Below are 18858 nucleotides of genomic sequence, written 5' to 3' on the forward strand. Positions count from 1 at the left end.
GCTACTTCGCCGCCCCGAAAATATCCTCCCGCGCCGCGCGGCTCAGCGCCACCACCGCCGGGTGCTCCAGCCGCTGTTCGGTGGTGATGGCGTAGAACTGTTCCTTCACCGCCGGCGCGTGTCCGATGGCGCGCACACGATATTGCTTGCACAGGTACGCGGCAGTCGCTGTGGGCGCGACGAAGAGGCCTGTCCCGGTCTGCCCAAAGGAGTTCATCAGCGCGCTGTCGTCGAACTCGCCCACGATGCGTGGGCGGATGTCCTGTTCGTCGAACCAGCGCAGCAGCCGCGGCCGGATGGCGGCGTCTTCGCCGGGAAGCAGGAACGGCGCCTGGTCCAGTAGCGCCGGAAACGTGCCCGGCAGGGTGTCCAGCAGTTGCGGCGATCCAAAGAAGGTCAGTCCGCACTCGCCCAGCAGATGGCTGAAGCCGCGCACGTTCAGGTTGCCGGGCATCGGGCGGTCGGCGATCACCATGTCGAAGCGATGCACCGCCAGATCAGCTAGAAGGAAGGGAAGACGCCCTTCGCGGCATATGAGCCGCACGTCCTCGGCCAGCTGCAATGCGGGTTCGATCATCCGGTACACCATCGCCTTGGGCATGCCTTCGGCCACCCCCACCTTGAACTCCAGCGCGCGCCGCGCGGGACGCTCACGCAGGTCATCCAGCAATTCGTCGCCCAAGGTGAAGATGCTGTCCGCGTAAAGCAGCGCATGGCGCCCCACGTCGGTCAGTTCAAGGCCGCGGCCCGCGCGCCGGAAAAGCTCGGTGCCCAGCGCGGATTCCAGATCCTGGATCTGGCCGCTGATGGATTGGGGCGTGCGCTGCAATTGCTGCGCCGCGCGGGCGATGCTGCCCGCCTTGGCCACCGTCCAGAAATAGCGCAGATGCTTGTAGTTGAGCGTGACCATGGCTGATCGCTCCAAAAAATCTGACTATCGGGTCATCTTAATGCGAATTGTTGGAGCAATCGCGCAGCACTAGACTGGCCTCGTGCGAATGCAGTCCCTGTGCGCCCCTTGCGCGGCTCGCGTGGCGCGAGGGAAGGAGGCGCCTTTCATGAACCGGGTCGAAACCTTTGCGACGCTGCCGATGTGGGCGGGATTCGTGGGTTTTGTGCTGATCGTGTTGGCGCTGGACCTGTATGCGTTCGGCGGGCGCCGCGCGCACCGCGTGTCCTCGCGCGAAGCGCTGTGCTGGGTGCTGGCGTGGATGACGCTTGCCACGCTGTTTGGCGGCCTGATGTGGTGGTATCTGGACGCTGCGCTGGGGCGGGCGGTGGCACATCAGAAGACGCTGGAGTTCTTTACCGGCTACCTCATTGAACTGTCCCTGTCCGTGGACAACATGTTCGTCTTCTCGCTGATCTTCACGTACTTCGCGGTGCCGCTGGAGCTGCAGCGGCGCGTGCTGCTGTACGGGGTGCTGGGCGCCATCGTCATGCGGGTCAGCATGATCCTGGCCGGCGTGTGGCTGCTGTCGCAATTTACGTGGCTGTTTTACGTGCTGGGCGCGTTTCTGGTCTTCACGGGGCTCAAGATGCTGTTCACCGCTGGCCGCCAGCCGGATATCTCGCGCAATCCGCTGGTGCGCTTCCTGCGGTCGGCAATGCGGATCACCAAGGACTATCACGGGCAGTCATTCTTTGTGCGCATCGACGGGTTGCGCTACGCGACGCCGATGTTCGTGGTGCTGGTGATGATCGAGGCGACCGACGTCGTGTTTGCCGTGGATAGCATCCCCGCCATCTTTGCCGTGACGACCGATCCGTTCATCGTCTTCACGTCCAACATTTTCGCCATCATGGGGCTGCGGGCGCTGTATTTCCTGCTGGCGGACATGGTGGCGCGGTTTCACTATCTCAAGTATGGCCTGGCGACGGTGCTGGTCATCATCGGCGGCAAGATGCTTGCCGAACAATGGGTCCACGTGCCGGTGCACTGGTCGCTTGGGGTGGTTGGCGTGATCCTGCTGGCGTCGGTGGGCGCAAGCTGGGTGATGCCGCGAAGGGACGCGCATAAGCCCGCGCGCTCCGAAACCAGGAAGTCATGACCCGGAGGTCTGCCATGAACACGATCATTCTTGCTACCGATGGGTCGCTGCACAGCGACGCGGCGGCCCGATTTCTGGTGGATAGTCCCTTGCTGAACCGGGATTTCGTCGTGCATGTGGTGCACTGCGAGCCCGACGTGGGCGGGGACGTGAAGTCCTTCATCGGAAAGGCGGACATCGAAGCCTGGCACCACGAGGAAAGCGGCAAGGCGATGCAATCGGTGGTCGGCATTCTGACCGCCGCCAATGTCAGCCACGAATGCCACGAGCTCGTGGGTTTCACTCCGGAGAAGATCGTCGAGTATGCGAAGCAGGTCGACGCGGCGGCCATCGTGCTGGGGTCGCACCATCACAGCCCGCTGCTCAACGCCATTCGCGGCTCGGTTTGCGGGCGGATTCTGGCGCATGCGCCCTGTCCGGTCATGCTCGTCTGACGTGGCGGCGGCGCCGTTCGGGCCGCGTGGGTGCGGGCAGTGGTATCTTCTGCGGATCTTTCGCCCCACACCCGCGCCCATGTCCGACGTTCCCGCTCCCGCCGATTCGCCCGTTACCGACGCGCCGGCGGCGCCGCACCGGCCTTTCATCCAGAATGCCGGCACCCGGCGCACGCTGCACTTCACGCAGCAGGAGATCCAGAGCAGCATGTCGCTGCTCAACCCGGACGCGCTGGAGATCGAGTACACGCGGATGATGATGGGCTTCGTGCTGTTCAAGCCCGAACCGGCGGACATCCTGATGGTGGGCTTGGGGGGCGGATCGCTGCCCAAGTTCTGCCATCGCTATCTGACGGGGGCGCGCATCACGGTGGTGGAGATCGATCCGGCCGTGATCGCGCTGCGCGACGCGTTCATGGTGCCGCCGGACGGCGAACGCTTTCAGGTGATCGAGGCCGACGCGGCCCGGCACCTGGCGGGTCTGACCGAACAGGCCGATGTGATCTTCCTGGATGGATTCGTGGCCGGGGGCATCCCCGACCCGCTGTGCAGCGCCGGCTTCTACGCGGACTGCCACCGCGCCTTGCGCGACGACGGCATCCTGGTGATCAATTTCCACGTCAACCACCCGATGCACCACGAATACTTGGACCGCGTGCGCGCGTCGTTCGGCTCATCGATGTTCGAGGTGGTGGACGACGACATGACCAACAGCATCGTGTTCGCGTGCAAGGGCGATCTGCTGAACGACCCTGCCGCGGCGCAGGTGAAGCGCCCGGCATCGATGCCCAAGGACGCGTGGCGCCAGCTCATGCCGACGATGCGCGTGATCGGGGCGACGCTGGAATTGCGGTAGGCGGGGCGGCCGCTACGCCGGATCGCTCAGCATGATCGACAGCAGCTCGCGGGTGGCGCGCGACAGGTCGCGGGGAGCCGGTGCCTCGCCCTTTTCCCGCAGCGTTTTCGTCAGGCTGGACACCGCCAGCGCGACGGCCTGGTCGTCCAGCACCGTCGGCGCAGGGCCGGCGTCCGCGGCTGGCACGGGCGCCGGCGTGATGTGTTTTCTGGCCGCCTTGAGCAGGTCCGCCACCGGATCGGTCTTGCCACGCGCGTTGACGCGGTCGGTCATGGCGGTGGCCAGGCTCTTGCCGCCGCCGCGGGTCCGCAGGCCGGACCGCTCGCTGGCGGCCTCCCAGGCGCCGCGCTGCGCGGCGTAGGCGGTAAGCAGCGCGAAGCGGTCCGCGTCGATGAGCAGCGGCGATTCGGCCACCGCGATCAGCAGGGCCTGGTAGGCGGCGCTTGCGGCCGTGGCGTCGTTGCCGATCAGGGCCTTGGAGACGTCTTTCCACAGATGATGGAACGGCAGCGTAGTGGCCGCGGCGAACATGTCCGTGCCCAGCGTCGCGCGCTGCTCGAAGGCCAGGACCAGATAATCGACGTCGTTCACGGGTTCGGGCTTGCCCGCGCCTTGCTGGCGGTGCAGCACGCCGTCCACCAGTTGCAAGCCCGCCAGCTTGTCCTGCGAGTCCGCGCCCGCCAGGACGCGATAGCCGCTGCGCCGCAGCGCATCGCCGTCGTAGACGCCGAAGCGCACGCTGACGCCATCGGTGCCGAACAGCTTGGCAAGCGGGGTGAGCAGGCTTTCGCCCGTCTTGACGATGGCGCCGCCCACCGGGCCGCCCAGCATCGTAACCGCCGTGGAGACGAAATCCAGGATGCCGCGGGAAAGGCTGCTGTCGGCGAAACGGCACAGCGCCGCATACATCTCCAGCCCGTCGCTGGCGTAAGGAACGTTGCGCGCCACATAGACGTCGCGAAACGCCACGCGGCGGGCGCCGGCGTCCGGCGCGGCCGCGCCCAGCGCCTGCTGGATGAGGTCGTAGCCGACGATGTACGGAATCTCGCGCCGGACGCCATCCGCGCCGTATCGCAGGAAGAACGTGCAGAGCGGCAGGAACTGGCTGAGGTAATTGCCCGCCTCGCACAGGCGCATTTCGACCAGCCGGACGCTGAAGTAGCACTGGCCGGGCACGAAGGCGGCGCCGTCCAGTCCCGCGGCCAGCGCGGGGTTGCCGGCGGGCGGCTCGATCTGCGCATAGAAGTTGCGTCCCGCGGGGACGGTGGGCAGGAGGGCGCCCGCACCGTCGCCGCCTGCCGCCTTGCCGCCGATGCCGCGCAGCATGCCGAATAACCCATCCATGTCAGCTCCTTGTTCGGGGCCGCGCGCAGCGGCTTTGCGCTCAGTCGCGCACGATGGCCACCGCCGACGCCCAGGTCGGCAGGTCGCCCGCGTCGCCCTGCGCGGCCTTGCAAGCGTAGCGGTAGGCTTCCGCCAGGTCCTTGGGCTGCGCCGCGTCCAGGTACACGTCGTAGAAGCGCTGGATGTAGCGCGCGCAGGATTCCTCTTCGACCTGCCAGCGAAACGCCAGCACGCCGGCCGCGCCGGCGCGCATGACTTCCAGCGCCGTGCGCACCGACGCGCCGCTGCACGAGGACAGCACCAGCAGCTTGCATTTGCCCGCTTCCATCCACTGGCCGATCAGCCGGATCGACAACTGCCACGCTTCGCCGTCCTCGCCGGGCAGCACCAGCATCGTGCTTTCGCCCTCGGACACCGAATGGCCGGCGAAATGGAAGATGTCGTAGTTGCCCGTGCGCAACCGTTCCTCGATGCGGCGTTGCAGGTCCGCGCCCACCAGGCCCGTTTCGTCGGCGGCGCGAACGTGATCGATGATCAGGTGACCGGGTGCGCGCGCCGCCAGCTCGGCCAGGTGCTCGCGTTCCTTCGCCACGGACTGCAGCGGTCCGAACTCCATGGCGGGCAGCGGCGGGCCGCCGTCCTCGCGCCGGAAGGTGACGGTGCCGAATACCGAACTGGCGTCCATGAACAGCATCCGCACCGGCTGGCCGGGCGCGCGGGCGTCCGGCTCCCAGCGCGGCGCGGGCGCCGTGCCTTCCAGATGGAGGCGCCGCGCCATCGGCAGCTCCAGGCACAGGTAGCGGCCGCTGTCGGCGCCGAACTCGCGGCCCATCTCGAAGGGCAGGTTGAACAGGCGCGAGACCTCCTGGCTGGCCAGGTTGAATTCAAAGCGCAGGTCCAGCCCCGCAAAGGCGCCCGCCCCTGGCGATACTTCCTCGTCGCGCGCCCGCTGGATCAGCTTGGCGACGGGCGCGCCCAGGCTGTGCGTGACCATGGCGCTGAAGACGTCTTCGCCCACCCCGCTCAGGTCCTTGAGCCATTGCGGCGCCTTGGTCTCACCCAGATACGGGCTGAAGGTCTCGATGCGGCCCACCAGCGCGGAGATCCGGTCGCGCTCCTTGTAGGGCATGTCTTGCGAGGAATATTCGTGCCGCCCCATCTGGATGCGGTAGGTGATCGAATGCTCGCCCACGCGGATGATGAGCCGCCGGCGGCGCTTGGGCGCCAGCGGCGTCAGGCACGTGAGCACGGTGGCGACCTCCGCGCCGCTGTTGACGGCGGTCTTCGCGTCGTTGGTCCACATGAAGACTTCCGGGCGCTCCAGCACGTAGCGCTGCACGAGCTCGGGCGGGTCCACCGCCAGGACCAGCAAGGGCACCGAAGACCGCCGCGCTATCCATTCCAGCAGTTCCACCGCCGCCGCGCCGGGCTTGCCGCGCTTGCTGGCGGTCGAGCCCAGCCGGGCGTCGATGATGACGAGCCGCGGTTCGATGCGGGGCGTCGACAGATCCCAGGATTCGATCTGCGTCTTGGCGCTTTCCAGCGAGGTGCGGCGGCGCAGCTCCGCGCCCACGAACGGCGCGATCGCGGGGTACTGCTGCAGGTGGCGGTGCAGTTGGGCGAGGTTGTTGGCCCAGTCGTCCTCGTGCTCGTCGTTCATGCTGGCCAGCAGGATGAAGTTGGGTCCGGCGGGGTCGTGTTCCATGATGGCTGTCCCAGGTTCCGGATGGCCTAGCCCGCCCGCAGCGGCAGGATCAGCGTGAACGCGCGCCACGGCGGCGTGACCGTCGCGTAGGCTTTGTCCGGGTGCAGCGGCGCAGCCGACAGCGGCGGGTCGGTGACCAGCGCGCCGCCGTGGTCGATCACGGTTTCCTGTATCTGAGTGATGGCGATGCTGGCGCCGTCGTGGGCGGCGCGTTCGGCGCTGAGCAAGGCGTCGTCGGGCACGGCGTGGGCGGGTGGATCGGCCTCCCACCGTTGCTCCTTGCTCAGGCCGAAGCGGATCGTGCAGCCGTCCGGGCCGGCATCCAGGTCGATCGTCACGCGGGCGTCGTCCGCATTGCGGCAGCGCAGGAGGTAATCGGTCATCGACCGGAACGCCGCCGAGAGCGCCTGCGCATCGCCGGACACGGTCGGGCCGTCCCGCGAGGCCGAGTGATTCGTCAGCGCAATCCGGCGCTGGTCGCGTGCGGGCAAGGCGGCCACCACGTCGTGCAGGCGCGCGCCCAGTTCGACATCGCTGTGCATGGCGCGGGCGCGCCGCCGCGATTCGCTGGCGCCCGCCAGGCGCTCGAAGGTGATGTCGGCCTTGCCGATCTCGGCCACGATGCGCTGGCTCAGGTCCTGCGCCTGCGCCGCGACCTCCTCGGCGGGCATGCCCTGGCGGGCGTCCTCGTGCAGCAGCACGGTCTGCGATGTGAGGCTGCACGCCAGCGACAACGAGGTGCGCGTCTGCCGCGCCACCTCGGCCACGGTCTCGCGCAGGTAGCGCAGGTCCCGCGCCCACCCCAGGTCCGCGATGTCGGTGAAGAACCAGATCGACATGTCCAGGCTGGGATCCAGGTCGGTGCGCGTGGCCAGCACGGAGCGGGGCTGGCCGGTGCTGTCCAGCAGTTCGATGCGTTCGCGCTTGACGGTAAAGGGAGCGGTCAGGATGCCCTGCGTCGCTTCGTCGCCCGCAATCGCGTAGTCCGTGATCGCCGGGGCCTCGTCCAGGCTGCGCCCGCGCCGGGGTTCAGCGCCCAGCATGTCGGTTGCCACGCGGTTCATCTCGATGACGGCGCCCTCGCGGCCCACGAACACCACCGCCTGTTCGGCTTCCGCCATCAGGCTTTGTTTGGTCTGGTTGAGCAGATGCTGCGCCAGGCCTTCTTCCAGCGACGCGATGATCTGAAGCAGGTCGTCGATGTCCGGCCCCTTGAAGGCGTGCGAGACCGACGATTCCACGTCAAGCAGCCACCGTATCCGGCCGTTCAGGTGAATGGGCACGGTCATGGCCGAGCGCAGCGGACGCTTCGGTCCGCCGTAGCCGTGTTGCGCGTAGGCCGGGTTGCCGATGTCGTCCACCGCCAGCAGGCAGCCCTGCGCCAGCGTGGCGCCCAGCATGCCTTGCGAGGTGGGCTGCTGGTATGCGGGCGGCAGCGCGTAGGCCGGCGCCAGGCTGTGCTGGGTGACGACCTCGAAGCGCTTGTCCTGGCGGTTGACGCGATACAGCGCCACGTGGTCCCACGAAAAATGCTGCGCAAGCTGGACGATGATCTCTTCGGCGGCCTGGCGCAACGACGCGGCGGCCATCACCTTGCGCCGCAGCGAATCGGCAAATTCGGCGCGCTCGTCGTCGCGCTCTTTTTCAAAGCGCATCAGCACGGGTTCCAGGTCCAGCGCGCGCAGCATCTCCAGGTGCCGCTCGCCGTAAGCGCCCGGCTGGCGCGAGCACAGGCTGAGCGCCGAGCTGTAGCCGTCCGGGCGTGTGACGGGTAGCGTGACGGAGGCCTCGATGCCCAGGTCCTGATAGCAGCGCACGACCTCGTTGCCGGGCTGCGGCATGTTCTTCTGGACGAAGGCGCCGATCTCTTCGACCCAGGTCCGGCCGGAATCCAGGAACGCGCGGATCGTGGGCGGCAGGTCCATCCAGCGCGCAGGCCATAGCTCCACGCCCTCCGGGCGCACGGCGATCGCGCGAAACAGCGACACGTCGTTGCCATAGATGCCGAAGACCGCGTGCTCGAACGGAATGAGGCGTCGTATCTGCTCCAGGATGCGGTCCAGCTTCAGCCGCCAGCCGCCGATTGCGGGATCCAGGGCAATGCGCCGGATTTCGTCGCGGGCGGACTCCAGCGTGCGCGACTGGATGACGGCAATGACGCCCAGCAGTTCGCCGTTGGGGGCGGGGTCGGGCGTCATGACCAGCTCGAACTGCCGGTCGGCGTCATCGGGAACCGGGATGGCGATGGTCACCGCGACCATCGCATCGCCTTCCGTGTCTTGCACGCAGCGCAGGATGGCGCGCTGCACGGGGCCGCCGTCTGATGGCCGAAAGCGCGCCGCGAGCCGGGTGCCGCACAGGGCCTCGCGCGGCAGGCCCAGCGTGCGCGCCGCCTCGGGGTTGGCAAAGCGGATCACGCCCTGCATGTCCAGCCGGAACACGGCGTACGGCGTGCGCTCGAAACGATGCGATTCGGCCTCGCGAAACGGCGCGCCGTCGTTGACCAGCACGATGAGTTCGCCGCTGTCCAGCGTGCACAGCGGGATGAGCTGCGCGGGCACGCGGGCGCCGCCGGGGCTCCGGTACACGACGTCGACGGCGCCATCGCCCATGCGCAGCGGCTTGGCAAGCCCGTAGACCTGGCTCACGTGCCGGTTGACGAGCGCCTCGCGCGCCAGCGGCAGGACGGCGCTGGCCGCGACGATCTCGCCGGATCGGGCCAGCACCAGGCAGGGCACGCCGACCTGGGATAGCACGCGCGCCACCTCGGCGGGCTCGCCAAAAAGGGAAAACTCGGGCAGCGCCGCGCCCTGGGCAAGCGCCGGCGCGTCGCGATAGGGTTTCGGCTCCATCTCTGTCATGACAAGCCCTCTTCACCCGCGGTCACCGCTTGATGAACGCGATGACCTGCTGTTGCGTGCCCTTGTCGTTATCGAATCCGCCATGCGTGCTGGACGCCACGGGCAGGACACGGGCGTTGGCCGGCGCGCTGCCCTCGGGCGATACGTGAAGCGCGTCGCAGGCAATGCCGGCATCCCGGAAATAGCGCTCCATGCCCAGCAGCGGTGTCGTGGTGCCGCCCTCGAAGGATTCGCTGACCAGATACAGCAGCGAGCGCCGGTACGGGCCGCAGGTGGGATCGTCCTCTTCGGCGCGGTCCGACAGGTGGAACTGCTGGTAGCGCTTCACGCGGCTGCCCAGGTGCGGCACGACCAGGTCCTTGAAGGTCTGCAGCCTGACGGCGGGCGCCATCAGGCTCAGCGACTCCAGCTCTCCGCCGTCGGCGGTCAGGCGCTTGACGAAGTGGCTGGCGACGATCGCGCCGGCCGAATGCCCCACGATGTGCAAGCGCACGCGGCCGCGCGCGACGTGCGCCTTGAAGTGCTTGTACAGCAGGATCATCGCGGCTTCTTCGCCGCCGTCGCGGACGGGCTCGCTCATGGCTTCGGCGTTCTGCTTCATCTCGCCCCAGATCACCGTGCCGGGCCGCGCCAGCCACCGTTCAAGCCGCTGGTTCCACCAGCGCTCCAGCCGCTCGCCGATGCCGCCGGTGGTGCGCGGCACGTCGCTCGCGGCGTCCCGGATGATGTTCCTGACGGTGGTGATGAAATCCGTTTCCCACATCAGGAAAACCGGGAAGATCTGGCTGTCGTAGAGCAACGGGATCCATTCAGCAGCGGCTTCGGCCGCATCGTTTTCGCCGACCAGCCCGCCGTGCGCGTACACGCACACGTCCATCGGCTTGTCCTTCAGGTTCCAGCGCTCGCGCGCGGCGCTCATGTGCACGTCCACGATGGCGCGCAGGTCGTCGGGCGTGGTGCGAAACGCGCCGCTGTTGCTGAGCTTGCCGTTGTTGCCCACGTTGACGATGAACGGCGTGAGTTCCCGGTCGCGCAGCACCTTGCCGGCGGCCAGCGTCACCTTCTGCCCTTCGGTGCGCAGGCTGATGCTGTTCGAGATCCGCTCGTGTTCGTGCGTGACCACGCCCAGTTGCACGACCCAGCAGTCCATCGCATTGCGCAGCCAATCGTCGTAGGTCAGCACGGCCATGCCGTGCGTGCCCCATTCCTCGCCCCAGGAGTTCTGGATCAGGAAGCCGTCCTGCGTGTAGCCCACGATGACGAAGGCGTGGCCCTGCATCGCCGTTTCCTGGCCGGTGGCCGGAATCACCCAGAACGGCCGCGTGACGGGCGTGGGTTCATCGTCGTGCGGCGTGACGCCGTGACCGTCTTCCCAGCCGTCGTGGCAGCCCGCGCTGGCGTACAGGATGCCGACCTCGTTCAGCGCGGCGTGCATCTCGACGATGCTGCGCGTGTCGATGCGGTAGTAGGCCCCGAGCGGGCGTTTGACCGCGTCCAGCCACCAGTCGTCTTCGGGGCGCTTGGCCGCCGGCGGCATGTCGAGCGTGGGGAATAACGCCTGCGCGCAGGCGCCGTGCCGGAACCAGCCTTTCAAGGCGCCGCGCAGGCTGGAGCCGCTGTCGTCGACCGATCCCGGAAACTCGTCATAGCGCCGGGCCATGGAATACAGCATGAATGGCGAGATCGCGGGGCGCGTGTCGCGCTCGGATTTGCGCAGCAGGTATTCGACCACCGTGGACAGCGCAAATCCCGTGCAGGCCGACGTTTCGCCTTGGTGCTTAACGGTCAGCCCCATTACGGGGATCATCTCTGCCTTGGGCGTGACGGAAATGTTGGGCCGGAACAGGATGTCGCGCGCGTCGAAGGCATCGGGCTTGGCGGACCGCTCGAAGCGCCGCGCGGCCGGGGCGTCATCCTGCTTGCGGCGCTTGCGGGCCTTCGGGGCCGGATCTTCCGGCGCCGCGGCGGACGTTTGCGCCGCTCGCGTGCCCTTCTTCTTGGCTGCGGGCTTGGCCGCCGTGCGCGCTGCCGCCTTTCGGGTCGCCATGTCGTTCTCCCAATGCCGGCCGCCGGCTATGACGCCAGCTTCAAGCTGGCGATGTAGCGCGGCGCGTCGGCGGCCAGCTTGGCCTGCACGTCGTCGCGCAGCTGTTCATACAGGGCGGCGTTCAGCGTCAGGCGCTGCGCGCAGGCCCAAAAGTTCACCTGCCGCGCGCCCCACTGCGCAAACAGGAAACGCTTGCGGCTGTCCACGGCGCGAAAGTAGTAGGCGCCCAGCGCCATCGACAGCCCGCCGCCGCGATCGCGCTGCACGGCGCCCAGCTGGAAGTTGCCGCCCGACTGCGACGACGCGTGAAAGTCGAAGAGCTTTACGGTGTCGTCGTCTTCGGCCAGCTGGCCCAGCGCGGACACCGCCTGGTCCAGCACCGCCAGCTGATCGCGCCGCGCGACGGCCAGCAGCAGGTCGACGGCCACCTGGTCCATGCGGAACTCGCGCTCGTCTTCCTCGTGATGGGTAAAGTGCATTTGCCCGCTGGTCCACCCCAGGTTCTCCAGCACTTCCACGTAGGTCTGATACCAGGCCTGCGATTGGGTGAATCGGTCGTGGGCGGCGCTGGCTGCGCGTTGCGCCAGCTGCAGCGAATACAGCACGTCGCCGCGTTCCTGTTCCTGCAGGCCCGCTGCAAACGACAGCACGCTGCCGGCGTTGATGCTGGCCTGCGGCGCCTGCCGCGCAGTCTTGCCCGCGGCGCCAGCACGCAGCACGGCGCCCGAACGTTTGGCGGGCGTGCGCCGCCGCGCGACGGGCATGCCAGGCGGCTCCAGCATCTGCACTGGCAGGTCATTCAGATAGCCGTGGATACCAACCGCGTTGACGCCGTGGTCCGGCATGGTCGAGGTAGGCGCGGCGCGTTTGGATGCGCGGCCCGCGGGGCGCGGCGGCGGGGCGGGCGATACCAGCGCGCCGTCCTCGGAGAACGTGGCGGCCAGGACGAAGTCGGCTTCCGCGGCGGAATAGGCCGGGTCCCAGTGCGTGTTTTCGGGGACATGGCAATGGCCGTAGTGCCCGCTCTGCGAGTCCCAGATGGCGGCATCGCGGTTATGGCCGCCGGGGTCCTTGCCGTTCTTGGCCGGCAACGGGCGGCCCGAAGGCCACTTGCGGGGGATGCCGTGCTGCGCTTCGATCCAGCGGCACAGACGTGCCAGGTTGGTCAGCGCCCGGCTGTCCTTGGGCAGATGCGCAAAGCCCACCAGCTCGATCTGCACGGCCGAATCGCGGTTGGTCTGGACGCCGCCCGCATCGTTGCGCAGCGCCCGCGCGCCTTCGGCGGTGTCGACGTGCTGGAAGATCGTGGTGGCGTCGACCGTGAAGTGGGGGTCGGAACGGTTGCGGCGGAACGCGTCCATCGCGCCCTGCGCGGTGCTGCCTTCCGTGGTGTGATGGACGATCTTGAAAGGGCCGCCAAGGTGAGGCCCGGACGATCCCGATATGGGCCGCCACGTCGCGAATGGACATCGTGCCATCGATGGTCTCCTCGGAACGGGCGCGGGTGTTCTTGGCAAGACGACATGACGACGATGATGCGGCGCCCATTGCAGGGATATATATGCGGACCTCATCCGCCTTGCTAGTAGCCGAAAGTATTAATCCTTGAATGTGCAATGGTGCTTATGCATCATCTGACCCCGGTTGCGCTCGTCCAGATGGATGAGGCGCGGCGATCACGCTGCCTTGCGGATCCGCACCGGAATCGATTTGTAGCTGGGCGTGCCGCTCGCCGTGTCCTGATAATCCAGCGGGCAGAGGTTGTTCGCCTCCGGGTAGTACGCGCCCACCGAGCCGGCCGCAATGTCGTGCTTGATGGCTGTCAACCGCAGGCGACGGTGCGTCTGCCCCGGCAGGCTGGTGACGATTTCAACCTCGTCGCCGTGCGCGATGCCATGGCGCGCCAGATCGGCCGCGTTCATGAACAGCACGTCGCGCCGGCCGAACACGCCGCGATAGCGGTCGTCCAGGCCGTAGATGGTGGTGTTGTACTGGTCGTGGCTGCGTAGCGTGGTGAGCCTGAGGATGTTGCCTTCCACGATGTCGGGATCTTCGCGCAGGCCGGCGAACGGAATGAACTCGGCCTTGCCCGAGGCCGTCTTCCAGATGCGCTCGGTGGGGGGCAGCGGCAGGCGAAAGCCGCCGGGGATGCGGATGCGCGCGTTGTAGTCGCGGAAGTCCGGGTAGATTTTTTCGATCAGGTCGCGGATGCGGTCGTAGTCCTCGATCAGATGCGCCCAGTTGACGCGGCTGCGCGGCAGCGTCGCCTGCGCCATGCCGGCAATGATGGCCGGTTCCGACCGCAGGTGCGTCGATGCCGGCAGCAGCTTGCCGCGCGAGGCATGCACCATCGACATCGAATCCTCCACCGTGACCGATTGCGCGCCGCCCGCCTGCACGTCGCTTTCCGTGCGGCCCAGCACCGGCAGGATGATCGACTGCTTGCCGATCAACAGGTGCGAGCGGTTCAGCTTGGTGTTCAGATGCACCGCCAGGTCCAGCTGCCGCATGCCGCGCTCGCAGGCGTCGGTGTCGGGCAGCGCGATCGCGAAATTGCCGCCCAGGCAGATCAGCGCCTTGGCGCGGCCCGCGGCCATGGCCTTCATGGCCTCCACGGCATCGTGGCCGTGCCGCTCCGGCGGCCGGAAGCCAAAGGTCTGTTCGACGTGGTCGAACATGGTGTGGTCGATTTTTTCGGTGATGCCGACCGTGCGGTTGCCTTGCACGTTCGAGTGCCCGCGCAAGGGGCAGATTCCCGCGCCCGGCTTGCCGAAGTTGCCGCGCATCAAGAGCAGCGCGGCAATCTGCTGCACGTTGCTCGTGCCTTTTTCGTGCTGCGTGATGCCCATGCCATACGTGACGATGGTGGCGTTGGATCGCGCATAGGCGTCGGCTACCTGCTCCAGGTCGCGCTGACGCAGGCCGCTTGCCTGTTCGATGTCGGCCCAGCTCGTGGCGTCCAGGTCTTCGGCGAAGGCTTCGTAGCCGTTGGTGTGCCGGGAAATGAATTCGTGGTCCAGCGTGTTGCGCCCGTCGCGGTCCGCGTTCATCAGCGCCTTCATGATGCCCTTGAGCGCGGCGGCGTCACCGCCGACCTTGACCTGGAAGTACGTGGATGCGATGGGCGTGGAGCCCATCGTGCCCATTTCGATCGGATCCTGCGGATCGGCAAAGCGCTCCAGCGAGCGTTCGCGCAGCGGATTGAACACGATGATGGGCACGCCGCGGCGCGCGCATTCGTGCAGCGTTCCCATCATGCGCGGATGGTTCGTGCCGGGGTTGTGTCCCATCGAGATGATGAGGTCGCACACATCGAAGTCGTCCAGCGACACCGTGCCCTTGCCGATGCCGATGGCCTGGGGCAGCCCGACGCTGGTGGCCTCGTGGCACATGTTGGAGCAGTCGGGAAAATTGTTGGTGCCGAATTCGCGGGCGTACAGGCTGAACAGGAACGCCGCTTCGTTGGAGGCGCGGCCCGAGGTATAGAACTCGGCCATGTCCGGGTCGGGCAGGCTGGCCAGCGTCTGGCCGATGCGCGCGAACGCGTCGTCCCATTCGATGGGCTGGTAGGTGTCGCTGGCCGCGTCGTAGGCCAGCGGATGCGTCAGGCGGCCCGCGTTCTCCAGGTCGTGGTCGCTCCAGGTCAGCAGCTCGGCCACCGGATGCGCGGCAAAGAACTCGGGCGTCACGCGCTTGCGGGTGGCTTCCCACGTCACGGCCTTCGCGCCGTTTTCACAGAACTGGAACGTCGACGTATGCGCCTTGTCGGGCCAGGCGCAGCCGGGGCAATCGAAGCCGTCCGGCTTATTGGTGCGCAACAGCAGCGCGGGCGCCTCGGCGATGCGCATCTGGTTGGCCACCGCCTGCGCGGTCGCCTTCAGGGCGCCCCAACCGCCTGCGGGGGCGTCGTAGGGGCGGATGCCAGCGGGTTTGCCTTGGGTCATGCGAATCTCCGGAACTCAGGGTGCGTTGCGCGCGGCGGCGTCGGGGGCGGGAGCAAGCCGCGCGCCGCGAGCGTCGCAGTAACGGCTTGCCAGCACCGAGCCGGCCACGGCCACGATGACGGGAACGAGAAAGGCCTGGTCGACCCGGGTGAACTCCAGGATCAGCACCACCGCGGTGAGCGGCATGCGCATCGACGAGGCCAGAAAGGCGGCGGCGCCCACGACGGCAAACGCGCCGGGCGGCGAGTCGGGCCAGGCCATGCTCCACAGGCCGCCCAGCACGACCGCCATCGACGCGCCCACGGCAACGGCCGGGGTGAGCAGACCGCCCGCCGCGCCGGCACGCAGCGTGCAGACGACGACGGCCACTTTCATCAGCGCCAGCGTGGCCGCCAGGGCGAGGGTCAGGTCATTGTCAAAGCTCAGTTGCGCCGGGCCCTTGCCATTGCCCAGCAGCGCGGGCAGGTAGATCGCAAGCAGCCCGAGCAGGGTGAAATTGATCAGGCACGCCACGGGCAGACGCCAGCCCCGTGCCGCATTGCGGCGCGCGGCGTCGGTCAGTCGCTGCCAGACGTGGGCCGCGCAGCCGAAGACAGGCCCGGCGACGATGGCCCATACGACCAGGCTGGTACTGATCTGCATGGGGGGAACGGCGTACTGGATCACGTTGCCCAAGCCCGCCCAGGCCACCACCGCGCCGATGCAGCAAGCCGCCAGCGCCGCGGCCACGGCGGGCCAGGCGAAGGACCCCACCAGCACTTCCAGGACAAAGAGCGTCGCGCCGAGCGGCACGTTGTACACGGCGGCCAGCCCCGCGCCCGCGCCGCAGGCAATGACGAGACTGTGCTGCGCGGGCGGCAGGCGCAGCAGCGCGGCCAATCGGCCGCCTGCCAACGCGCCGACTTCGCGCGGCGCCACCTCGCGACCCAGCGGCGAGCCCAGCCCCACCGTCACGATCTGCAGAATGGCATGCGCCATCGTCGTCAACGCAGGCATCCCCCGCGTGGCGTCGGACACCGCCGCTTTTACGCTGACCAGAGGACGGCCATAGCGATGGATCAGCCACCATCCGCCACCGGCCGCCACGCCGCACAGCACCAGCGCCATCACGCGGCGCTGGCCGCTGGCGGCTTGCACGCCTTCCAGGAAGGTCTCGTGGCTGACCACATGGCCCTCGGCGTAGCCATATGCCAGATGCTGCACGGCATGGAGCAGCATCCCGAGCAACATGCCTCCCAGCCCCGCGAACAGGCCGGTCAGGATCACCGCGAGCAGGAAACGCGGGCGCAGCCAGGACGGATCATCGGGCTTCAGGTCGTTCATACCAGGATGGGCTCCTGTCGTTTGGCGCGCCCACGCATCGAGGCGCGCATTGCGATGAGGCAGTGTAGGGGCCGTTCCTTTCAAAGCGGCCATTACCAGCCGCAAACCCATACCTATTGGTTAGGCATTAATCCCGAATTCTCTTGCTTGACGTCAAATACCGCCCAAACTTCGGCTTTATTTCAAATAGTATCCAAGTAATTCAGTACTTATACTTCCCGTTCCATTCGATGGATGGGGCGCCTCGTAGAGCAACGCGGAGCATTTAGTCCCAGTCCGATTTCAACCGATTCGAGGCATTGCTACCGTCGCGTCCTCGATGACCCACGCGTAACGGGAGTGAAGAAGTGGCGCTTTACCAGAGAACAATGTTGAACAAGGCTATGAAGATCGGCGCGCTGGCGCTGTTGTCGGGTGTGATGGCCGGCTGCGCGACCGAGCGTTCGCAAGCCTTGGCCGTGCCGGCCGTCGCCGCTGCCAGCAAGCCCTACGCGGGCGTGCGCAGCCCCATTTCGGTCGGCAAGTTCGACAACCGCACCAACTACCTGCGCGGCGTGTTCTCGGATGGCGTGGACCGGCTGGGCGGCCAGGCCAAGACGATCCTGGTCAGCCACCTGCAGCGCAGCGGCCGATTCCAGGTGATGGACCGCGACAACCTGTCCGAAATCGCACAGGAAGCCGCATTCAACAAGAAGGCCGCGCAGATCAAGGGCGCGCGCTACGTCGTCACGGGCGATGTGACGGCCTTCGGCCGCAAGGTCACCGGCGACCAGCAACTGTTCGGCATCCTGGGCCGCGGCAAGGAGCAGGTGGCTTACGCCAAAGTCGACCTGAACGTGGTGGATGCGACGACCTCGGAAGTGGTCTATTCCGCCTCGGGCGCCGGCGAATACAGCCTGTCCAACCGCGAAGTCGTCGGTTTTGGCGGCACGGCCGGCTACGACTCCACCCTGAACGGCAAGGTGCTGGACCTGGCCATCCGTGAAGCCGTGGACCGTCTGGTCGACGGCATCGAGCAGGGCGCCTGGCAGCCCGCACGCAACTGACGGAGGCGCGCATGGCAAACCATTTCAATCCCCGCGGCGGCGCAACATGCGCGCGCGTCGTCCGCGCACTGGCGATCGTGGGCCTGGCCGGCGTGCTGTCGGCCTGCGTGCAGCAGCCCAAGTCCATGTATAGCTGGCAGTCCTACGAGGGCTCGGTCTACGCCTACCTGAAGGACGACGGCGGCGATTACGCGACGCAGACGCTCGCCATGGAGAAGAACATCGAGACGGCGCGCGCAGCCAACGCCGAACTGCCGCCCGGCTTTCGCGCGCATCTGGGCATGCTCTACCTGAAGATGGGCGACGGCGACAAGGGCGTCGAGCAGATGCAGGGCGAGAAAGCCGCCTTCCCGGAAGCCGCGCCGTTCATGGACTTCCTGCTGCGCAACGCGGGCAAGCCGCAGACCGTTGCCGCAACGGGCGAGGGCTTGCCGGCGGGTTCGCCCGCCGCCGGGTCGCCCACTACCGCCAGCCCAGCCGCCGCCAACCCCGCCGCGCCCGTCGAAGCTGGCACGTTGAAGAAAGGATCGTGATGATGCACACACTCATGCGCGCCGGCCTCGTGGCCCTCGCGGCGCTGTTGACGGGTTGCGTGGCGCCGCCGCAGAAGCATGTCGACTACACCGCGTTTCGCGAAAGCAAGCCGGCGTCGATCCTGGTGTTGCCGCCGCTGAACACGTCGGTGGACGTGGCGGCCACCTCGGCCGTGCTCTCGCAGGCCACGCGCCCGCTCGCTGAATCCGGCTATTACGTGATTCCGGTCGGCGTCATGGAAGAAACGTTCAAACAGAACGGCCTGACCTCGCCCGACGACATCCATGAGCTGCCGGCCGTCAAGCTGCGCGAGATCTTCGGCGCCGATGCGGCGCTGTACATGACCGTCAAGCAGTACGGGTCCAGCTACGCGGTCCTGTCCAGCACGGTCACGGTCTCGATCGACGCGGAACTGCTCGACCTGCGCAACGGCGCCAAGCTGTGGAGCGGCACGAAGCAGGTGGTGCACGCCAACAACAACAGCAACGGCGGCCTGATCGGCATGCTGGTGCAGGCCGTGGTGGATCAGGTGATCAACAATCTGACGGATCGCAGCTACAGCGTGGCCGGCATGACGAACAACCTGCTGCTCAGCGCCGGTACCCCTGGCGGCATCCTGTACGGACCGCGCTCGCCGCGCTACGAAGCTCAGTAAACCCGCCGGATGACGGCTTACGCCCGCGCGCTAGTTTCGGCGCGCGGGCGATTTTGTT

At 67.5% G+C, this 18858-nt stretch carries 14 protein-coding genes; 6 read left to right on the plus strand and 8 right to left on the minus strand.

The window, feature by feature from the left end:
* Position 1: 1 nt before the first annotated feature.
* The gene (gene nhaR, locus LN047_RS01445; protein WP_373980993.1) at positions 2-910 is read right to left on the minus strand and encodes a transcriptional activator NhaR; all 909 of its coding nucleotides are present in this window, start codon (positions 908-910) and stop codon (positions 2-4) included.
* A gap of 148 nt (positions 911-1058) precedes the next feature.
* Between nhaR and LN047_RS01450 the strand changes: the two genes are divergently transcribed.
* From LN047_RS01450 to LN047_RS01460, 3 genes are all read left to right on the plus strand, one after another.
* Positions 1059-2051, plus strand: coding sequence for a TerC family protein (locus tag LN047_RS01450; protein ID WP_373980994.1), 993 nt, complete (start codon positions 1059-1061; stop codon positions 2049-2051).
* A 14-nt stretch (positions 2052-2065) separates the two neighbouring features.
* Positions 2066-2485 (plus strand): universal stress protein, encoded by a 420-nt coding sequence (locus tag LN047_RS01455; protein WP_152383182.1) that lies wholly within the window; start codon positions 2066-2068, stop codon positions 2483-2485.
* A gap of 79 nt (positions 2486-2564) precedes the next feature.
* Positions 2565-3341, plus strand: coding sequence for a fused MFS/spermidine synthase (locus tag LN047_RS01460; RefSeq protein WP_175235965.1), 777 nt, complete (start codon positions 2565-2567; stop codon positions 3339-3341).
* A gap of 12 nt (positions 3342-3353) precedes the next feature.
* Here the strand turns inward: LN047_RS01460 and LN047_RS01465 are convergent, their stop codons facing one another.
* The 7 genes from LN047_RS01465 to LN047_RS01495 form a co-directional block, all read right to left on the minus strand.
* Positions 3354-4685 (minus strand): hypothetical protein, encoded by a 1332-nt coding sequence (locus tag LN047_RS01465; protein WP_373980995.1) that lies wholly within the window; start codon positions 4683-4685, stop codon positions 3354-3356.
* A gap of 40 nt (positions 4686-4725) precedes the next feature.
* Positions 4726-6390 carry a CHAT domain-containing protein gene (locus tag LN047_RS01470; RefSeq protein ID WP_180099635.1) on the minus strand — a complete coding sequence of 555 codons (1665 nt, stop codon included), beginning with the start codon at positions 6388-6390 and terminating at the stop codon, positions 4726-4728.
* Between the two features lie 26 nt (positions 6391-6416).
* Positions 6417-9251, minus strand: a complete 2835-nt coding sequence (locus tag LN047_RS01475) for a PAS domain-containing protein (RefSeq protein ID WP_373980996.1) — start codon at positions 9249-9251, stop codon at positions 6417-6419.
* A gap of 22 nt (positions 9252-9273) precedes the next feature.
* Entirely contained in the window at positions 9274-11298 is a 2025-nt protein-coding gene (locus LN047_RS01480) for a hypothetical protein (RefSeq protein ID WP_373980997.1), read from the minus strand.
* A 26-nt stretch (positions 11299-11324) separates the two neighbouring features.
* Positions 11325-12776 carry an N-acetylmuramoyl-L-alanine amidase gene (locus LN047_RS01485; RefSeq protein WP_373980998.1) on the minus strand — a complete coding sequence of 484 codons (1452 nt, stop codon included), beginning with the start codon at positions 12774-12776 and terminating at the stop codon, positions 11325-11327.
* A gap of 198 nt (positions 12777-12974) precedes the next feature.
* Positions 12975-15242 carry an FdhF/YdeP family oxidoreductase gene (locus LN047_RS01490; RefSeq protein ID WP_226847765.1) on the minus strand — a complete coding sequence of 756 codons (2268 nt, stop codon included), beginning with the start codon at positions 15240-15242 and terminating at the stop codon, positions 12975-12977.
* A gap of 15 nt (positions 15243-15257) precedes the next feature.
* Positions 15258-16565, minus strand: a complete 1308-nt coding sequence (locus LN047_RS01495; protein WP_373980999.1) for a chloride channel protein — start codon at positions 16563-16565, stop codon at positions 15258-15260.
* 368 nt (positions 16566-16933) lie between these two features.
* On the opposite strand from LN047_RS01495, the gene LN047_RS01500 reads away from it, so the two are divergent.
* From LN047_RS01500 to LN047_RS01510, 3 genes are read left to right on the plus strand one after another with little or no spacing between them, the layout of a single operon-like run.
* Complete coding sequence (locus LN047_RS01500) at positions 16934-17611, plus strand: CsgG/HfaB family protein (protein ID WP_142051699.1); 678 nt, start codon at positions 16934-16936, stop codon at positions 17609-17611.
* Positions 17612-17622: 11 nt separating this feature from the next.
* A complete protein-coding gene (locus tag LN047_RS01505; RefSeq protein ID WP_373981000.1) occupies positions 17623-18144 on the plus strand; it encodes a DUF4810 domain-containing protein in 522 nt (173 codons plus the stop codon).
* Positions 18144-18800 (plus strand): DUF799 domain-containing protein, encoded by a 657-nt coding sequence (locus LN047_RS01510; RefSeq protein WP_062840052.1) that lies wholly within the window; start codon positions 18144-18146, stop codon positions 18798-18800. The genes LN047_RS01505 and LN047_RS01510 overlap by 1 nt, the downstream gene beginning before the upstream one ends.
* The last annotated feature ends 58 nt before the right edge of the window (positions 18801-18858 follow it).

The organism is Achromobacter sp. JD417 (assembly GCF_041879325.1).
GTDB classification, from domain to species: domain Bacteria; phylum Pseudomonadota; class Gammaproteobacteria; order Burkholderiales; family Burkholderiaceae_B; genus Achromobacter; species Achromobacter mucicolens.

Excerpts from the sequence above, each read along its gene's own strand:
- LN047_RS01505 (WP_373981000.1), top strand. The coding sequence starts at position 17,623 with ATGGCAAACCATTTCAATCCCCGCGGCGGCGCAACATGCGCGCGCGTC.
- LN047_RS01490 (WP_226847765.1), bottom strand. The coding sequence starts at position 15,242 with ATGACCCAAGGCAAACCCGCTGGCATCCGCCCCTACGACGCCCCCGCA.
- LN047_RS01455 (WP_152383182.1), top strand. The coding sequence starts at position 2,066 with ATGAACACGATCATTCTTGCTACCGATGGGTCGCTGCACAGCGACGCG.
- LN047_RS01500 (WP_142051699.1), top strand. The coding sequence starts at position 16,934 with ATGTTGAACAAGGCTATGAAGATCGGCGCGCTGGCGCTGTTGTCGGGT.
- LN047_RS01470 (WP_180099635.1), bottom strand. The coding sequence starts at position 6,390 with ATGGAACACGACCCCGCCGGACCCAACTTCATCCTGCTGGCCAGCATG.
- LN047_RS01495 (WP_373980999.1), bottom strand. The coding sequence starts at position 16,565 with ATGAACGACCTGAAGCCCGATGATCCGTCCTGGCTGCGCCCGCGTTTC.
- LN047_RS01460 (WP_175235965.1), top strand. The coding sequence starts at position 2,565 with ATGTCCGACGTTCCCGCTCCCGCCGATTCGCCCGTTACCGACGCGCCG.
- LN047_RS01485 (WP_373980998.1), bottom strand. The coding sequence starts at position 12,776 with ATGGCACGATGTCCATTCGCGACGTGGCGGCCCATATCGGGATCGTCC.
- LN047_RS01510 (WP_062840052.1), top strand. The coding sequence starts at position 18,144 with ATGATGCACACACTCATGCGCGCCGGCCTCGTGGCCCTCGCGGCGCTG.
- LN047_RS01465 (WP_373980995.1), bottom strand. The coding sequence starts at position 4,685 with ATGGATGGGTTATTCGGCATGCTGCGCGGCATCGGCGGCAAGGCGGCA.
- LN047_RS01480 (WP_373980997.1), bottom strand. The coding sequence starts at position 11,298 with ATGGCGACCCGAAAGGCGGCAGCGCGCACGGCGGCCAAGCCCGCAGCC.
- LN047_RS01450 (WP_373980994.1), top strand. The coding sequence starts at position 1,059 with ATGAACCGGGTCGAAACCTTTGCGACGCTGCCGATGTGGGCGGGATTC.
- LN047_RS01475 (WP_373980996.1), bottom strand. The coding sequence starts at position 9,251 with ATGACAGAGATGGAGCCGAAACCCTATCGCGACGCGCCGGCGCTTGCC.
- nhaR (WP_373980993.1), bottom strand. The coding sequence starts at position 910 with ATGGTCACGCTCAACTACAAGCATCTGCGCTATTTCTGGACGGTGGCC.